Here is a 17,146-nt window from a genome sequence, read left to right on the forward strand (position 1 = left end):
ATTGGAGGTTTTTTGCGTTACTATAAAAGGGGCTCCAAAACAGTTTAACTAAAAATATTCCAACCTAATCAAACTTACTTATTTTGATTAGGTTTTTTATATAAACTTTAGAGGGCATTTGTTAGAAAAACAAACATATGTTTGGTATAATGTTAGTAAGGGGGTGAAAATAGTGAGTTTAACATATAGTAGAAAAATTAAAGTGAGCTTTGTAAAAGAAGCTGAACTTATTCTAGACGGACAAAGCAAAATTTGTAATTGGTTGTATAATCAATTATTAGATGCCTGTCAAAAAGACTATAGGGAAAATCATCAGGCTTTAAAATTATTAAAAGACAGAAATCTTCGTAATTATGGTGTTTCTTTAAAGGCAAAACACCCTTTTTTACATACCGTTTTTTCCTCTCCTTTAAAAGAACCCGCAGAACGCTTAAAAAAGGCATATGAAGGGTTTTTTAAGAATGGTCGGGGGTATCCAAAATTTCGTAGTTGGAAGAAAAAATGGTTTAGTTTGGTGTTCGATGAACCCAACAAAGGATGGGAACTAATCCATGATGGCACAGAAGTATCTGTGTCTCTAGGGGATATTCCTGATCTCCCAAAGGGAAAGGGAAAGAGAAACCCCTCTGTCATTGGGAAATTGAAAGAACCCTTTCGATTAAAAGAAGGAGAGTTGGTTAAAACCTTTAGTATCTGTAAACAACAAGGTGTTTTCTATGCTGTTTTTACCATTGAAAAATGTAAGCAAGAAGAACTTTTGCATAAGGAGAAACTGTCGGCCTATCGAAAAGAGTGTCATTTGGCTAAAAAGGAAAAACGAAAGTTGCCTAAAAAGCCTATTTTGAAGGAGAGAAAAATGGAAATTCCTTCTGATGTAAAGTGGGTAGCCTTAGACCCCAATCATAAGAATTTTTTTGTATCGATGGATTATAAAGGTGAATCCATTGAGTTTGCCAAAATAAAGGAAATCAACTATTGGGATAAGAAAATCGACCATCTAAAGTCTCTTCGGGATGTTTGTGAAAAACACTATCGCAAACGTAAAACACAACATGGAAACAGCTATACCGCCCATAGCCCTCGTTGGAATCGGTTGAATCGTGCATTGGACAAAGCCTATCATGGTCGTCGAGAACAAATAAAGACGGCCCTGTACAGTATCGCACATGAACTCTACCGACGTTATGACCTTGTATTAATCGGAGATTACACCCCAAACACAGGAACCGCTAAGTTCGAGAATATGCACCGTAGTATGTTGAATCAAGAAAAGATAGGAGAGTTCCGTAACGTACTAGAATGGGTTTCTTCTAAGTTGGAAAAGTTTTATATAAAAGTGAATGAACATAACACAACAAAGGAATGTTGCGTCTGTGGACATTTAGAAAAGAAAGACCCTAGTGTTCGAGAGTTTGAATGTGCGTCATGTGGAACGAAAATCCTGCGGGATATTAACTCTTCTGTCAATATAGGGAAAAAGGCAGGGTATCTCCTAGAAACATCCAAACATCTACTGCAAGAATTCACTTACAAAGGTGAATATCGATATGGACAAAAAGTATTCGTAGGGATAAACAAACAATAAATTGCCAAGCCAGGGCTAGATAGGAGTATTTCATACGCTTGAACTATCTATACTTTCGATCAATGGCTTTCCCATTTGAGAGCAGGAAGTACTCATTTGTACGGAAAAACATTGGTCACTGCCGACAAAGTCCACACGGAAAGACGGCTTTGACTCGGAGAAAAATATTTTCTCAGGTGTGCAATTTTAGCTAGATTTATATAATGAATAACTTTAAATAAATTTAGTTATAATTGAGCAGAAAATTTTGTGCGGTCTAATACTTTTGTCTATATATCCAACTTATTAAATCGACATAGGAATTCTTTTTCTATCATGTACGGGCAGTAAACATGGTTCTCCCGCTAGATATATGACTCATCCGTATGAAAAATCTTTTTCGCTTAGATGAGTCAAATATCCACTAGTATATGTCGAAATATTAAAAAGGACATATATAAAATGATTGTAGAAAAATGTCGGTAGTTTGAAAATTTGTTTAATAAGTGTAATCTAAATCACATGCTATAATCATTTTGTAGTTAAACGAAAGTAAAAATGTAAATGAAAGAGTGGGATTACTATGTTACTAGAATTAACGAATCGATTTATATCAGAAAAAAAACGTAACCCATCACATGTGAATGAATTGCTTGATTATATCCAAAAGAATTATATACATGGCGAACTATCTATTAAAGAGTACAAAAATCTATATTTCGAACTAGACAAAAAAAACGCAGTTAAACCAAGTTTTGCATAAAATATATGGGGCTTAAGTTTATTGCTTCCAATGGAAGTGAATGAACTTAAGCCCCATGTTTTTTCCTATATTAAGTATGAGTCAGTCTGTTACTCTTAAAAGAATAGGTTAATCTTCTGGATATTACTTTGCTAAATGGGTTGCAGGTACGGTGGGTAAAATCACTTCAACAGTGGTTCCTTTTTGCAGTTTACTTGTGATTTTGAGTTCGCCGTCGTGATTTTCAATAATTTTATAGCTAGTCATTAATCCTAAACCCGTTCCTTTTTCTTTTGTTGTATAGAATGGTTCGCCAAGTGTCGGAATACGGTCTTCAGGAATCCCAACACCGTTATCAATAAAGCTGATGGAAACTTTGTCTTTTAACAGTTTCTTGACTTTTACATCAATATTTCCTCCGTTTGGCATGGCTTCAATAGAGTTCTTCAAAATATTAATAAATACTTGTTTTAACTGATTTTCCTCGCAAACAATGGTGGGAATATCATCTTCAAAATCGACAAAGATTTGTACATTTTTTAATATAGCTTGTGTATTAATAAGTGTCACAACATCTTTGATTAGGTGCTGTATCTCTCTATCTTTGAACACAATGGCTGTTGGTTTCGCTAAAACTAAAAATTCGCTGATAATGAGATTAATCCGTTCTAATTCTGATAAGACAAGATCAAAATGTTCCCTTTCATCGGTATATTTAGACCTAAATAACTGAATAAATCCTTTAATGGAGGTCAAAGGATTCCTGATTTCATGTGCAATTCCTGCTGCCATTTGTCCAACCAAGGCTAGTTTTTCTGATTTCTCCAGAAGCCCCTCAGTTTCTTCTTTTTTATCCGTAATATCTTTAAAAACAGATAAAACAACTGTTTTCCCTTCAAATAGTATTAATTGGCTGGAAATTTCAACAAAAACGGTTTTATTATCGAGTCGTATTAGTTTTTGCTCCACATTATTGGTTGGTTTTTTTTCTTTTTGGAGCAGTTCCATTCGTTTTTGCGCAAGTTCCTGATAATGAGGCGTGATAAAGTGATAGATGGATTTCCCTACAATCTCATCTTTTGTTTCAGCTCCCAATAGTTCTTTGCCTGCTTCATTTACATAAAGAACCATATTTTGATTGTGAATCAGGATAGAATCCGGTATCGTTTCAATTAATTGCTGATAATTTTTTTCTGTTTCATCCATTTTTTCAATATAACATGTTAATTGATCATATTGCTTGCCAATAAACCAAGCAATAAGAATGCCAATAATCATATCTAGGAGGATTTCCCATTCTGAGAAATCTCTAAACAACAGTATCCGGAAACATTCAAGGAGAATGAAAATACCGATTAAAAATATACGTCCTTTTACTTTCATAAATGATACCCTCGTAGAATTTTGTCGAATAACAGTATTTTAACATAAAAAGTATGGATACGGTGCTATTAGAAGCATAGCACCGTATCTAAGCAAGAAAAAAACCGCATATAAAATGCGGTCCAATGCTGGTTTAATATTGACTAATACCCAATATAGCGTATGCACAGAAGGGTGAATGTGCATATAAAAAATAAAATTTTTTTGCACCTTTTTATAAGCAGATATACGCAGTTATCTTAATAATCCTAGTTACAATTATTTTCATGGGCATTGGCTGAAATGGAAATCTGTTGATTTTGAAGAATTTGAATCTTGAAGTTTATCACTATTTTGTTTTCAATAGTTTGGAAGAAGGTCTCTTGAATAGGTATACGTGATGAATCTTCAATTGTAACCGTCGTAATTGGTTCCACAGCCGCATCCCATTCAGTAATATTACTTGAAATTAATTCACAATAGGGAAGTTCATTATAAAATTGATTACTCTCCTGATGAAACTGGGACAAATCACTTGAATGCATTTCATCTTTTTCAGGAAATCCTAAAGGCATGGGGTGTGAGACTGAGAATTCAAATTCCTGACGGCTGTTCTTCTTTGGCAGCAGAGGTTTTGTTATAAATTCCTTAATTTCCTCTACCATCTCAAATTTGATGAATTCAGTTTTTGATTTGAGAGTGGTAGTAAATGATTCGGGTAAGGGACTGTCTGCTGCAGCATATCGAATGTTTTTCCGAACATAGCCTTTAATAAATAATTTGTTAGTCGGGAGTAAAAGACGGCATTGCGTAATGACTAATCTTTTCCTACTATCTTTAATTTCTAATACCAATTCAGGAAACGTTGTTACATGAAAAATATCTTTTTGTAAATAAACCTCAGCTAAGACAACCGGATACGAAGGTACCGAATGGCTTAGCTGCTGATAATCAGGCTCACAATCGAAGTAGTTATCATTTTTATGTTTATTGCTTTCAGGCATTTTTATCCTCCTACAGGGCACAGACTAGTGTATTCTATGCAGTACAAATGACTATGTATAGGCAGGTGCCTAGCAAAAGATTGAAAGGGATTGGAGGCTTTTTGGTAGATTTATTAATCTCCAAGGACAGAGATTAAATATTGCAGGGCTTTTTCTTTGCTCCCTGAATATTTTTCTTGGCGTTCCTGGTCTTTTTTTATTTTTTCATCCGCAGCTGCAAGAATTTTTTCTTCTATTCTAGAGGGAACCACTATGACTCCGTCAGCATCTCCGACGATTATATCGCCTGGACTGACGCTAACTCCGCCGCAGGAAATGGGAATTTGCAGTTCTCCTGGTGCTGCTTTGATACTTGCTGCAATGGTAGAAGCACGGCAAAATACAGGGAAATCTAAGTCCTTAATCCCTTGAATATCGCGAATAGCACCATCTATAATGATTCCTTGAAGCCCCATGCTCTGAGCAAGGCTAATGACAAAATCTCCTGCAACTGCACGCTCTGTATATCCCTTCCCATCTACAACCAGCACATCACCCTTCTTTGCATCTCGTATCCCTCGCAGTATCCCCGTATTATCTCCAGCTGGAATACTTATCGTAAATGCCCTTCCTGCAATTTTGTATGTGTCTTTTATCGGTTTGATAGCCGTATTCATGTGGTTATGCCCTTTTAATGCATCCGAAATTCCGGTTGTGGGCAGGCTTAAAAATTTTTCTTCAATTGATGACATAAATACTTTCCTCCTTATTGAATTTGTTGATTTAGTTATGTATAAGCTTTATTTTGTAAAGATATGACAGGAGGAAGTTTTATGCAATGAAAAAAGGAGTGAACAAGGTGGTTAATAAAATTCAAAAAAGGTGATTAGGGTGCTCCTATCACCTAATATAATCATAATGAAACAGCATATCTCTTCTTTTCTTTAAAATAAGACCATTCCTTATATCCAATTTCTCTTAGTTTTTTTCTAACCAGTTCGAAGTCATCACCGACTCTTTCCGGAATATGGGCATCTGAGCCAAACGTGACTTTTACTCCATAATGACGGGCCATTTCAAGAATATCATCTGATGGATACCAGCCTCCCACATCCTTTGTCTTGCCAGAGGTATTTACTTCGATAACGACATCATGCTCTGCGATTACTTTCAAGGTCTTTTCAACTGCAGCGGTTTGAATCGAAGAAAATGAAGGGTAAAAACCCTTCATGGCATCAATATGGCCAAGAATCTGATACATTCCGCTCCTAGCTGAGTCCTCTATCAGTTTATAGTAGTTTTCTTTTGTTTTGATTCTTTGAGCTTCTGAAAGCCCTTCCCAACGAGTTTTATGAAAAATGCTTTCCCCATCCACATGGTGGACCGATCCAATAATAAAATCAAACGGATAGGTTTCAAAACAGCGGCGATAAATATCTACATTTTCTGGAAAGAAATCCGCTTCTATTCCTAATAAGACATCAATTTTACCATCATATTCCTTCTTTAACTGCAGTACTTCAGTTATGTAATGGGGAAATTCACTTTTCGCCATTGTAATATGAGGATAAGGATGGTCTTCTTCGCTGCCGAAATAGGGAGAATGATCTGCAATGCCAATCATAGCAAGTCCGCTATGAAGTGCAGACTCAATATAATCTCGAATCGACCCCTGTGCATGGCCGCATCGCTCGTGGTGTGTGTGAAAATCAAATGTAATGTTTGAGTTCATGATAAATCTCACCCCTTGTTAACCATTTAATGTTATTGTTCCAATTTTTTATCAAATGAATCATTCCTCTGCACTACAGCTACTATGCATTTTTCACCCTTCTTTTCATACAATTTCTAATGAGGTGTTGGTGAATGGACTTCGATAAGGAAAAAGCAATTTTATTGGCGGAAAATATTAAGGGATTCATCGAATTTGTCCGGAAAAGTTATCAACAAAAAAACAGTTATCTTTCTGATCCGGAAAAACTGTACCGGCTGAAGCTGCTTGTTGATGAATTTCATTTACAAATCATTGCAGATGAGCTTGCAAGAATAAACAGGTTCATGTACGAACAAAAGTACACAAGGTTATTAGTCAATCGTTTTAGAAAAGCCCTCCACATCATCGGAGACTATATCGATCAAAATTCCAATGAATTGTTCATTTTCACCGCAAGGCTCCATACGTTGCGCTCCATCTGCAGTTCGTTTACCTATATTTAATAGAGGTGTCAGGCACCACAAAAGGACAAATGAGGTCATTTGGTCCTTTTGTGGTGCCTGACACTTTTTTTAATAGTTCATTATGTATGAAAAAATGAATAAATTTCATACATAATGTCGGTGTACCTTCGGTTAGAAAAATAATAGAATTTAGCTAAAGACATTAATAACAAATAAATGTTGTAAAAATGATAAACCTTATTACTTTTAGGCGGTGGAGAAAAATGGACTTTTTATTAGATGAGGATCAGTTAGCAATAAAGAAAATGGCAAGGGATTTTGTCAACGAGGAAATTATTCCGTATGCAAGAGAGTATGACGAAAAGGAAGAGTTTCCTTTTGAAATTCATAACAAGTTAAGAGAATTTGGATTATATAATTTCGCTCTACCTGAGAAATTTGGCGGTCCGGGAATTGATAAAATCTCTCACGCTGTAATCGTAGAGGAATTAGCGCGGGGCTGCGCAGGAATTACCACTTCTGTAGAGGCAAATTCCTTAGCATCCTACCCAATCCTTGTTGGCGGCACAGAAGAACAAAAGAAAAAGTATTTCGGAATTCTCGCTGATGGAGGTTATTCAGCTTTTGCACTAACCGAGCCTTCCGCAGGCAGTGATGTAGCTGGGATGAAAACAACTGTTGAAAGAGCCGGCGACGAATATATTTTAAATGGTGAAAAATGCTTTATTACCAATGCAAGCTACGCCAATTATTATACCGTACTAGCCAAGTTAAAGGATGCAGAGGGTTCCAATAAATTTGTGGCGTTAATCGTTGACCGCGATTCAGAAGGCGTAAATGTTGGTCCTCATGAAAAGAAAATGGGACTTCGTTCTTCTAATACAGCTTCTGTGACATTTGATGAAGTACGTGTTCCAGCAGCTAATCGTCTTGGTGAAGAAGGGGAAGGTTTCAGGATTTTTATGAAAGCGTTATCTTATGCCCGTCCAATGGTTGGAGCTCAGGCACTTGGTATTGCACAGGGAGCTTACGAGGAATCGATTAACTATGCAAAAGAAAGAAAACAATTCGGTAAGCCGATTGCGAACTTCCAAGCCATTCAATTTATGTTGGCTGACATGGCCATGCAAATCGAAGCTTCCAGACTATTAGTACACAAATCTGTTTGGTATGTTCAGCAAGGAAAACCGAATATCCAGGCTTCATCATTTGCTAAATGTTATGCCTCTGATACAGCGATGAAGGTGGCAACAGATGCAGTCCAAATACACGGAGGCTATGGCTTCATTCGTGAATATGCAGTTGAGAAATATTTCCGCGATGCCAAAATCATGCAAATCTATGAAGGCACCAACCAAATTCAGCGTGTTGTTATTGCAAAAGATATTTTAGCTGATTAATTAATATAAAAAAAACGATTAAACCCTTGAGGAGGAAATACCATGAATATTTATGTTGTTATGAAACGCACTTTTGATACAGAGGAAAAAATTACGATTAAAAACGGACAAGTAGCAGATGACGGTGCTGAATTTATCATCAATCCTTATGATGAATATGCGGTTGAAGAGGCTCTAAAATTACGTGAGGAGCATGGTGGAGAAGTTACGGTTGTCACAATCGGCGAAGAAGAAGCGGAAAAAGAACTTCGTACAGCCCTTGCGATGGGAGCAGATAAAGCAGTCCTTATTAACGACGAAGATGTAGAAGATGGAGATCCATTTTCCACAGCAACGATTTTAAGCACATTTTTTAAAGATAAAGAGGTTGATATTATACTAGCGGGGAATGTAACAGTGGATGGAAGTTCTGGACAGGTAGGTCCTAGACTGGCTGAAGAATTGGGAATTTCCGCTATTACAACGATTACAAAGCTTTCAATTGAGGGCAACCTAGCCGTGATTGAGCGTGACGTGGAAGGCGACATCGAAATCGTGGAAACACAGCTTCCACTTTTAGTCACTTGCCAACAAGGATTGAACGAACCTCGCTATCCATCATTACCAGGCATTATGAAAGCAAAGAAAAAGCCGCTTGAAAAACTAGATTTAGATGATTTAGATATTGATGAAGACGATGTGGAAGGAAAAACAAAAACAATTGATATTTTCTTACCTCCGGCCAAAGCTGCTGGAAAAGTTCTAGAAGGGGACATTTCCGGACAAGTGAAAGAGCTTGTATCGTTGTTAACAACAGAAGCGAAAGTAATCTAATCTTATAAATGAAAAGAAGCCTATGCACGTTATATAGGTAAAATATTGGACGGAATATTTCAAATAATTTAAAATTGGAGGAAACAACATGTCTAAAAAGATACTTGTGTTAGGTGAAGTTCGTCAAGGTGAGTTGCGGAATGTTTCTTTTGAAGCGATTACAGCTGCAAAGAAAGTTGCGGAGGGAGGAGAAGTAGTCGGGTTATTATTAGGTGATGCTGGCAGTCTTGCTAATCAACTGATTCAATACGGCGCAGACCGTGTAGTAGTAGCTGAGAACAGCCTTCTGAATGCTTATACACCGGATGGATATACACAGGCGGTTATGCAGGTGATTGAAGCGGAAAAACCTGAAGGATTCATTCTTGGACATACATCGATTGGAAAAGATATTTCCCCGAGAATTGCTGCAAAGCTTAAGTCAGGTTTAGTATCTGATGTGGTAAGTCTTGAAGTAAATGGAGACGAGGTTGTGTTTACACGTCCAATCTATTCCGGGAAAGCGTTTGAGAAAAAAGTGATTAAAGATGGTCTGATTTTTGCAACCATCCGTCCAAATAACATTTCTGCTCTTGAAAAGGATGAATCAAGAACAGCTGATGTAACTTCGGTGAACGTTGATATTAAAGATTTGCGTACGATTATTAAAGACGTTGTACGTAAAGCGACAAGCGGAGTAGACCTTTCAGAAGCAAAAATTATTGTATCAGGCGGCCGAGGCGTGAAGAGTGCAGAAGGCTTCAAGGTATTGCGGGAGCTTGCTGATGCACTGGGCGGAGCTGTTGGGTCATCCCGCGGGGCATGTGATGCTGGTTACAGCGATTATTCTTTGCAAATTGGCCAGACAGGAAAAGTGGTCACACCTGACCTTTATATTGCCTGCGGAATTTCTGGAGCGATTCAGCACGTAGCCGGTATGTCTAATTCAAAAGTAATCGTTGCTATCAACAAGGATCCAGAAGCAAATATTTTCAGCATCGCTGACTATGGAATTGTCGGAGATTTATTTGAAGTAGTACCATTATTAGTAGAAGAGTTTAAGAGCGTAGCTGTTAACTAATAAGATAAGGTAAGTTCATTGGGAGGAATTAGTTCCTCCCGATTACTTCATCTTGTGGAAGGAGATGAAAGAATGTTATCATTGCTGAATTTACTAGCATTTTTGGCAGTAATGGGGTATGCAGTCTATTTGTTTGCCAATCTAGTATACACAAGGTATTTGTTTATCAAGCTTGGTAAAGAAGCTGAGTTTGAACCAAACCTGAAAGAAAGACTCCATCTCGTATTAACCAATGGCTTTGGTCAGTCTAAATTATTTAAAGACAAAAAAAGCGGGGTCATGCATTTAATCTTATTTTATACTTTCTTTATCATTCAAGTAGGACTTATCGAATTAATTATCAAGGGATTTATTAGAGGTTATGAATATCCTTTTGGTGAAGCGCATAAATATTTCAGTCTGCTGCAGGAGTGGGCAACATTCCTTATGCTTCTCGCTATTGTCTATGGCTTTTACCGCCGTTATGGTGAAAAGCTCAAACGTCTGCAATGGAAACGCGATGGAAAAGCAGCTTTTGTTTACATCGCTTTATCTACTCTAACTTTATCCATCCTAGTTACTCTCGGATTTGAAGTAGTCATGTTAGGTCATGAACCAAATCTAGTCTATGCTCCATTCTCTGGAGCGATTGCCCTGTTGTTCTCAGGTATCGGAACAAGTGCTGGAACGGTGCTGTTCTATGTATTCTGGTGGGTTCATATGCTGACTGTCTTTACATTCCTTGTGTTTGTTCCGCAGTCAAAGCAGTTCCATGAATTATTTGCGATGGTCAATATTTTCTTTAAGAAAACGGGACCGGTTGGGAAGTTAAAAAAGATTGATTTTGAAGATGAAACAGCAGAATCATTTGGTGTCGGAAAAATCGAGGAGTTCACTCAAAACCAGTTGATTGATTTATACGCATGTGCTGAATGTGGACGATGTACAAATATGTGCCCGGCCTCTGGGACAGGCAAAACCTTATCTCCGATGGACTTGATTGTGAAAATGAGAAACCATTTAACAGAAAAAGGAGCAGCGGTTACATCAAGACAACCATGGGCACCTGCTTTTGCTTTTAAAAATACTAGAGCGAACCAGCTTGCTTTAGCGGGCAGCGGTGCTGAGGAAGTGGCGGCAACACTCGAAAATGTAAGTTTAATTGGTGACGTCATTACAGAGGAAGAAATTTGGGCTTGTACCACGTGCAGAAACTGTGAAGATCAATGTCCAGTGGCAAATGAGCATGTCGATAAAATTATTGACCTGCGCCGTTATCTTGTGTTAACAGAAGGAAAAATGGATGGTGATGCACAGCGTGCGATTACAAACATTGAACGTCAGGGAAATCCGTGGGGAATGAATCGGAAGGAACGTGCTAACTGGCGTGATGCTGTGGAGGATGTAACGATTCCAACCGCAAAAGAGTTGAAAAAAGCCGGAGAAGAATTTGACTATCTATTCTTCGTTGGTTCCATGGGTTCTTACGATAACCGCAGTCAAAAGCTGACACAATCCTTTGTTCGTCTATTGAATCATGCAGGAATCAAATTTGCGATTCTTGGAAATGAAGAAAAGAACTCAGGTGATACACCACGTCGAATTGGGAACGAGTTCCTATTCCAAGAGCTGGCAAATGCCAATATTGAAACATTTAAGAAGTACGATGTGAAGAAAATTGTTACGATGGATCCTCATGCTTTTAATACGTTAAAAAATGAGTATCCTGAATTTGGTTTAGAAGCAGAAGTGTATCATCATACACAATTGCTGTCTAAGTTGATTGAGGAAGGAAAGCTGAAGCCGAATAAGGCTGTTGATGAAGTGATTACGTATCATGACTCCTGTTATTTGGGACGATACAATAATGTCTATGATGCACCGCGTGATATTTTGAAGGCGATTCCAGGTGTGAAACTCGTTGAACCTGAACGTAAGCGTGAAACAGCGATGTGCTGTGGTGCCGGTGGCGGACGTATGTGGATGGAAGAAGATACAGGGACACGTGTTAATATAGCTCGAACGGAACAACTTCTTGAAATGAACCCAACGATTATCAGCACAGGCTGTCCATACTGTTTAACGATGATTGGGGATGGAACAAAAGCAAAAGAAGTAGAAGAGAAAGTTCAAACATTGGATGTAGTGGAAATCCTTGAAAAATCGGTCATTTAATACAAATGGGTGTCCAGCTTTCAGGCTGGGCATCTATTTTTTTGCGAAGAGAGGTAAAGGGCAGCATTTTATAAAAAATGCTTACATGATGATGAAAAATGCTTTCCTCTAATGTGAGGAATTATTTTTTATCTTTCCTATACTTTGTCGGTACATGCATGTAAGAATTTCATTTATACTAAGAATACTGAAAATTTAAAATTGAGGAAGAACTATTAGAAATATTAGGATGAATCAAAGTTAGTGCAAAAAACAATTGTAAGAAACGATAAATAAAAATGTAATCGTTATCACAAATAATGGGGAAGGAAACAAGGGGGAAAAAAGATGATCAATACTCAAATCTCAGTATCTGAAGTGTTCGAAAAAGCCTATGCGATGAACCCTGAAAAAGAAGCACTTTATGATGGATATACTCGTGTTACCTATCAGCAATTATATGATGAAGTGAATGCTTTAGCGTCTGCATTATCCCAAAAAGGAATTGAAAAAGGTGACAGAGTGATGGTCTGTCTTCCAAACTGGAATGAGTTTGTGTGTATTTACTTTGCACTAGCAAAGATAGGTGCAGTACTTGTTCCGTGTAACACACGTTATCGCAGTGAAGAGCTTATGTACATACTTGAGAACTCCCATGCAAAAGCAGCCTTTGTAACAGGTGAGTTTGGTCATGCAAAATTTTTTAAACATTATCTTAAAAATGATCAAAACGATTATTCTTTAGAACATATTGTTACGGTTCGTTATAAAAACGATGAGTTCCTTTCGTTTGATGAATTATTGGAAATAGGGAATAACGTTCCATTTACACCGCCTAGTATTGATCCTGTTTTGGATGTGTTTTCGATTCTTTATACATCAGGAACAACGGGTAAACCAAAGGGGGCCATGCTGACTCATCAGAATTTTGCTTATTCAGCTCTTATTTCAAATGAACAATTACAATGTACAGCTGATGATGTGTTTCTCATTGCAGTCCCTGTCTTCCATGTATTTGGAATGGCACCTGGTATCCTGTCAGCGATTGCTGCCGGAGCTAAAATTGTCTTTATGGAAAATTATAAGGCGATTGATGCATTAGAGTTGATTGAAAAAGAAAAGATTTCTGTTCATCACGGGGTTCCAACGATGTTTATTTTAGAGTTAAATCATCCGAGGTTTGAGGAGTTTGATTTATCCTCCTTACGTACAGGTATTATTGCAGCTGCACCATGTCCGGAGGAAATTGTTAGGAAAATACGTCATGTCATGGGCTGTGATATCAGCGTATTTTATGGACTAACAGAATCAACCGCATCGATTACAGCGACAGATTTTACTGATGATGATTTTATAAGAGCAACAACGGTTGGCCGAATTTTAGCCGGATCAGAAGCAAAGGTTGTAGGTTCTAACAAGGAGTCCATACCGTTTGGAGAGGTTGGAGAGCTTGCTTTAAGAGGACCTGGAATCATGAAAGGCTACTATCAAATGGCTAATCAGACAAAAGAGGCGATGGATGAAGAAGGATGGTTATATACTGGCGATTTTGTGACAATGGATGAAAAGGGCTATATCCGAATCGTCGGCAGGAAAAAAGAGTTAATCATCCGAGGCGGCTATAATATTTATCCGCGAGAAATTGAAGAATTGTATTATAAGCATCCAAGTGTACTAGAAATCGCGATTGTAGGATTACCTGACACCGTGCTTGGAGAAATAGCTTGCGCAGCGGTTAAATTAAAACCAGGTATCACTGAAGATGAGGAATCAATGAAGGAATTTATCAGAGGAAAAGTCGCTAATTATAAAATACCCGACCACATTGTGTTTGTGGATGAAATGCCCATGACGGCAAGCGGGAAAATTACAAAAGTGGCACTTGAAAAAGAGCTGCGAGCAAAATTTGAAAATATTCTGCGTTAGTATGATTGGAGAATGTTCAGTAAAAGTGATTGTTTATTAGAGTAAAAATAATAGGAGTGTTCATATGGGAAGAAAAATAGAATATCATTTTCAAGTTCGCTGGGGTGAAACAGACGCTGCAGGAATCGTCTTTTATCCAAGTTTTTATGCATGGATGGATGAAGCCTCACACCACTATTTTAGTGAAATAGGATATCCGACAACTAAAATGTTTGAGGACAGTAAGATGGGTATCCCTCTCTGTGAAGCAAAGTGTGTATTTAAAGCTCCGCTGTTTTTTGGTGATCAAGTGACGATTGCTACTGCCATAGAAGACATAGGAAACAAAGTATTTGTTATTAACCATACCTTTATGAAAGAGGGTCAAACAGTTGCAGAGGGATACGAAATCCGTGCATGGGCCAATCTCAATCCCAAACTGAAAGCGGTCCCCATACCTAATGAATTAAGAGCGGCCATTGAACGTGTGGGTACAACAGCATAAAAAGACAAAGGGACGATGCTATTTCTTTTATAGGAAGCAATAGCATCGTCCTCTTCGTCGTTTTTATTTTTTGGAAAGGATTTAATCATTACTATAAAAATACCAATATGTATAGACATGAACTATATGTACTCCATTTTATAATTGTTGTACAATAAAATAATGAAGAATTTTGTCATATTTAGTCAAACGAATGTTTGGTATATGGCAATTATTATAGAGAGGAAAGAAAAGAATGCTTCATAATATTGATAAAACATCAATGGTTCAGGAGTCTAAAGAGTTCTGCAAGAAGTCCGGTCTAGACCCTGCTGTAATCCCTAATTTTCATTGTATGCCTAGTGATGAACTCGAAAGGATGCTGAAAAATTATGAGGAAATTCTTTCAGTTGTCGGCTTTTTTATGGACCAGTTCCTTCAATCGATACAAGGAAAAGGAATTCCGTTATTAATTTCAATCAGCAATGAAGATGGGGTTGTTCTTCAAATCGATGGGGACTCAGCAATGAGGAAAGTAATGAATGAAGCTGGCTTTAAAGTCGGTATCTTGTTTCGTGAAGAATGGGCCGGAACGAATGTTGTAAACCTGGCCTTAAAGCATCAAGTCCCGATTGAATTAATTGGTGATGAACATTATCATCATTTTTTCTATAATGCAGCATGTTATTCTGTTCCTTTTTATTATAAGAAACAGGATAATTTGCTAGGAACCATATCAATTATGACATCAAAAGAGTTTAATCATCCGTTTTTCTTAGCTATGCTTAGTACAATGGTAGATTCAATCGAACGTGAGCTGCTGCTTCGGAAACAAAACAGCCAATTAGATGTTCTTAATCATATTTTAATTGACACGACACGTAATGCTATCGTTGCTACAGATACGGATGGAATGATTTGTGAATTTAATCCCTTTGCTGAGAAAATATTAAAGTATCAAAAGGAAGAAGTAATTGGCCAATCTATTGATATGATAGAACATATGAACCACTATATTGGCCGGGTCTTAAAAGAAGAAAAGAAATTTGAAGACATTCAAATAAGCTTCTATGATTCTGAAAATAATAGAGTGCATGTTTGTCTATTTGATGCTCTGCCAATCTATGATTACAAAGGTGAATTAATTGGTGCGTTAGGCCAGTTTCGTGACATTACAGAAAGATTTGAATCAGAGCAAAAAATAAACCATATGGCCCATCATGATGAGTTGACAGGAATAGCGAACCGCCGCTTATTTAAACAAAGGTTTTTACATGAAATCGAGAATGCAAACAATCCTAATCAAAAAATTGCCATCGTGTTTATCGACCTCGACCGTTTTAAATACGTGAATGATACGTTTGGCCATAGTGAAGGAGATCGATTGCTCCAGCAGATTTCCAAACGGTTGAAGAAATACGTCTATTCAGAAAAAGATTTAGTCGCTCGAATGGGCGGAGATGAATTTATTTTTATCTTACCGGGGAAGAAATCGGAAGAATCGATTCAATCACACGCAAAAGATATTCTTTCCTGCTTCGACAAGCCATTTGTGGTTAATGGGTTTGATTTACATATTTCAGCCAGCCTTGGGATTGCTGTTTTTCCAGATAACGGAAAGAATATAGAAGAGTTAATGGTTTGTGCAGACAGCGCGATGTACCAAGCGAAAGCCGGCGGGGGGAATAAGTTTCAAATTTACACTCCCGATATGTATTCAAATTCCCATAAAAAGTTGTTCATGGAAAATGCCTTACGGAAATCAATTGAAAATAATGAGCTACTATTGGAGTATCAACCGCAAGTTGATGCTAAAACTAGACAATTAGTTGGTGTAGAGGCGTTAGTCAGGTGGAATCATCCGAAGCTTGGTGTCGTTTCACCTGCTGAATTTATACCGTTAAGCGAAGAAACGGGATTCATCATTCCTTTAGGGGAATGGGTACTAAAGGAAGCTTGCTATCAGAATAAACGCTGGCAGGATGCTGGTTATCCGCCGGTCAAGGTTTCAGTCAATTTATCTAGTAAGCAGTTTTCACAGGAAAATTTAGCAGATGAAGTAAATAAAATTTTGGAAGAAACAGGGCTTGCACCGGAATTTCTCGATTTAGAAATTACAGAAAGCATGATGATGGATGTGAATCATTCCATTCAGGTTTTAAATGAGCTGTATGCCTTGGGTATTCAAATTTCCATTGATGATTTTGGAACAGGATACAGCTCACTCAATTATTTGAAACGTTTTTCCATTCATCGCTTAAAAATTGACCGTACATTTGTTCAAGACATAACGAATAGCTCAAAAGATGCTAGTATTGTCGAAACGATTATTACAATGGCGCATAATTTAGGATTAGGTGTAATAGCGGAAGGCGTGGAATTAGAAGAACAATTGGAATTCCTAGTGAGTAAAAATTGTGATGAATTCCAAGGGTATTATATTAGTAAGCCGCTCTCAGCCTATAAATTTGAACAGATGTTTTTGAAAAATAGTTAATCAAAAGTAATTAAAAAATCAGTAT

At 37.4% G+C, this 17,146-nt stretch carries 14 protein-coding genes; 10 read left to right on the plus strand and 4 right to left on the minus strand.

Features of this window, described 5'->3' with window-relative positions:
• Positions 1-172: 172 nt before the first annotated feature.
• Positions 173-1,585: an RNA-guided endonuclease InsQ/TnpB family protein gene (locus F4V44_RS04210; protein ID WP_150438737.1), complete on the plus strand. Its 1,413-nt coding sequence runs from the start codon at positions 173-175 to the stop codon at positions 1,583-1,585.
• Between the two features lie 562 nt (positions 1,586-2,147).
• Complete coding sequence (yppF, locus tag F4V44_RS04215; RefSeq protein WP_150438738.1) at positions 2,148-2,327, plus strand: YppF family protein; 180 nt, start codon at positions 2,148-2,150, stop codon at positions 2,325-2,327.
• Positions 2,328-2,450: 123 nt separating this feature from the next.
• On the opposite strand, the gene F4V44_RS04220 is transcribed toward yppF, so the two are convergent.
• From F4V44_RS04220 to F4V44_RS04235, 4 genes are all read right to left on the minus strand, one after another.
• A complete protein-coding gene (locus F4V44_RS04220) occupies positions 2,451-3,689 on the minus strand; it encodes an ATP-binding protein (RefSeq protein WP_150438739.1) in 1,239 nt (412 codons plus the stop codon).
• A 248-nt stretch (positions 3,690-3,937) separates the two neighbouring features.
• Positions 3,938-4,672, minus strand: coding sequence for a CsxC family protein (locus F4V44_RS04225; protein WP_150438740.1), 735 nt, complete (start codon positions 4,670-4,672; stop codon positions 3,938-3,940).
• 113 nt (positions 4,673-4,785) lie between these two features.
• Positions 4,786-5,403 carry an RraA family protein gene (locus F4V44_RS04230; RefSeq protein WP_150438741.1) on the minus strand — a complete coding sequence of 206 codons (618 nt, stop codon included), beginning with the start codon at positions 5,401-5,403 and terminating at the stop codon, positions 4,786-4,788.
• A gap of 161 nt (positions 5,404-5,564) precedes the next feature.
• A complete protein-coding gene (locus F4V44_RS04235; RefSeq protein WP_191090556.1) occupies positions 5,565-6,383 on the minus strand; it encodes a histidinol-phosphatase in 819 nt (272 codons plus the stop codon).
• Positions 6,384-6,517: 134 nt separating this feature from the next.
• Between F4V44_RS04235 and F4V44_RS04240 the strand changes: the two genes are divergently transcribed.
• The 8 genes from F4V44_RS04240 to F4V44_RS04275 all read left to right on the plus strand — a co-directional run bounded on the left by F4V44_RS04240 (position 6,518) and on the right by F4V44_RS04275 (position 17,121).
• The gene (locus F4V44_RS04240; protein WP_150438742.1) at positions 6,518-6,868 is read left to right on the plus strand and encodes a hypothetical protein; all 351 of its coding nucleotides are present in this window, start codon (positions 6,518-6,520) and stop codon (positions 6,866-6,868) included.
• Positions 6,869-7,092: 224 nt separating this feature from the next.
• The gene (locus F4V44_RS04245) at positions 7,093-8,229 is read left to right on the plus strand and encodes an acyl-CoA dehydrogenase family protein (protein WP_150438743.1); all 1,137 of its coding nucleotides are present in this window, start codon (positions 7,093-7,095) and stop codon (positions 8,227-8,229) included.
• Positions 8,230-8,271: 42 nt separating this feature from the next.
• Positions 8,272-9,042 carry an electron transfer flavoprotein subunit beta/FixA family protein gene (locus tag F4V44_RS04250; protein ID WP_150438744.1) on the plus strand — a complete coding sequence of 257 codons (771 nt, stop codon included), beginning with the start codon at positions 8,272-8,274 and terminating at the stop codon, positions 9,040-9,042.
• Between the two features lie 88 nt (positions 9,043-9,130).
• Positions 9,131-10,102, plus strand: coding sequence for an electron transfer flavoprotein subunit alpha/FixB family protein (locus tag F4V44_RS04255; protein ID WP_150438745.1), 972 nt, complete (start codon positions 9,131-9,133; stop codon positions 10,100-10,102).
• 72 nt (positions 10,103-10,174) lie between these two features.
• Complete coding sequence (locus F4V44_RS04260; RefSeq protein ID WP_150438746.1) at positions 10,175-12,256, plus strand: (Fe-S)-binding protein; 2,082 nt, start codon at positions 10,175-10,177, stop codon at positions 12,254-12,256.
• Between the two features lie 327 nt (positions 12,257-12,583).
• A complete protein-coding gene (locus F4V44_RS04265) occupies positions 12,584-14,161 on the plus strand; it encodes a class I adenylate-forming enzyme family protein (RefSeq protein ID WP_191090557.1) in 1,578 nt (525 codons plus the stop codon).
• Between the two features lie 64 nt (positions 14,162-14,225).
• Positions 14,226-14,645 (plus strand): acyl-CoA thioesterase, encoded by a 420-nt coding sequence (locus tag F4V44_RS04270; RefSeq protein WP_191090558.1) that lies wholly within the window; start codon positions 14,226-14,228, stop codon positions 14,643-14,645.
• Between the two features lie 235 nt (positions 14,646-14,880).
• Positions 14,881-17,121 (plus strand): EAL domain-containing protein, encoded by a 2,241-nt coding sequence (locus tag F4V44_RS04275; RefSeq protein ID WP_150438747.1) that lies wholly within the window; start codon positions 14,881-14,883, stop codon positions 17,119-17,121.
• The last annotated feature ends 25 nt before the right edge of the window (positions 17,122-17,146 follow it).

The organism is Niallia endozanthoxylica, from assembly GCF_008710145.1.
GTDB classification, from domain to species: domain Bacteria; phylum Bacillota; class Bacilli; order Bacillales; family Cytobacillaceae; genus Bacillus_BD; species Bacillus_BD endozanthoxylica.

What these genes read in the sequence shown, in the direction of transcription:
- yppF (WP_150438738.1), top strand. Translation starts at nt 2,148, where the DNA reads ATGTTACTAGAATTAACGAATCGATTTATATCAGAAAAAAAACGTAAC.
- F4V44_RS04220 (WP_150438739.1), bottom strand. Translation starts at nt 3,689, where the DNA reads ATGAAAGTAAAAGGACGTATATTTTTAATCGGTATTTTCATTCTCCTT.
- F4V44_RS04225 (WP_150438740.1), bottom strand. Translation starts at nt 4,672, where the DNA reads ATGCCTGAAAGCAATAAACATAAAAATGATAACTACTTCGATTGTGAG.
- F4V44_RS04230 (WP_150438741.1), bottom strand. Translation starts at nt 5,403, where the DNA reads ATGTCATCAATTGAAGAAAAATTTTTAAGCCTGCCCACAACCGGAATT.
- F4V44_RS04235 (WP_191090556.1), bottom strand. Translation starts at nt 6,383, where the DNA reads ATGAACTCAAACATTACATTTGATTTTCACACACACCACGAGCGATGC.
- F4V44_RS04240 (WP_150438742.1), top strand. Translation starts at nt 6,518, where the DNA reads ATGGACTTCGATAAGGAAAAAGCAATTTTATTGGCGGAAAATATTAAG.
- F4V44_RS04245 (WP_150438743.1), top strand. Translation starts at nt 7,093, where the DNA reads ATGGACTTTTTATTAGATGAGGATCAGTTAGCAATAAAGAAAATGGCA.
- F4V44_RS04250 (WP_150438744.1), top strand. Translation starts at nt 8,272, where the DNA reads ATGAATATTTATGTTGTTATGAAACGCACTTTTGATACAGAGGAAAAA.
- F4V44_RS04255 (WP_150438745.1), top strand. Translation starts at nt 9,131, where the DNA reads ATGTCTAAAAAGATACTTGTGTTAGGTGAAGTTCGTCAAGGTGAGTTG.
- F4V44_RS04260 (WP_150438746.1), top strand. Translation starts at nt 10,175, where the DNA reads ATGTTATCATTGCTGAATTTACTAGCATTTTTGGCAGTAATGGGGTAT.
- F4V44_RS04265 (WP_191090557.1), top strand. Translation starts at nt 12,584, where the DNA reads ATGATCAATACTCAAATCTCAGTATCTGAAGTGTTCGAAAAAGCCTAT.
- F4V44_RS04270 (WP_191090558.1), top strand. Translation starts at nt 14,226, where the DNA reads ATGGGAAGAAAAATAGAATATCATTTTCAAGTTCGCTGGGGTGAAACA.
- F4V44_RS04275 (WP_150438747.1), top strand. Translation starts at nt 14,881, where the DNA reads ATGCTTCATAATATTGATAAAACATCAATGGTTCAGGAGTCTAAAGAG.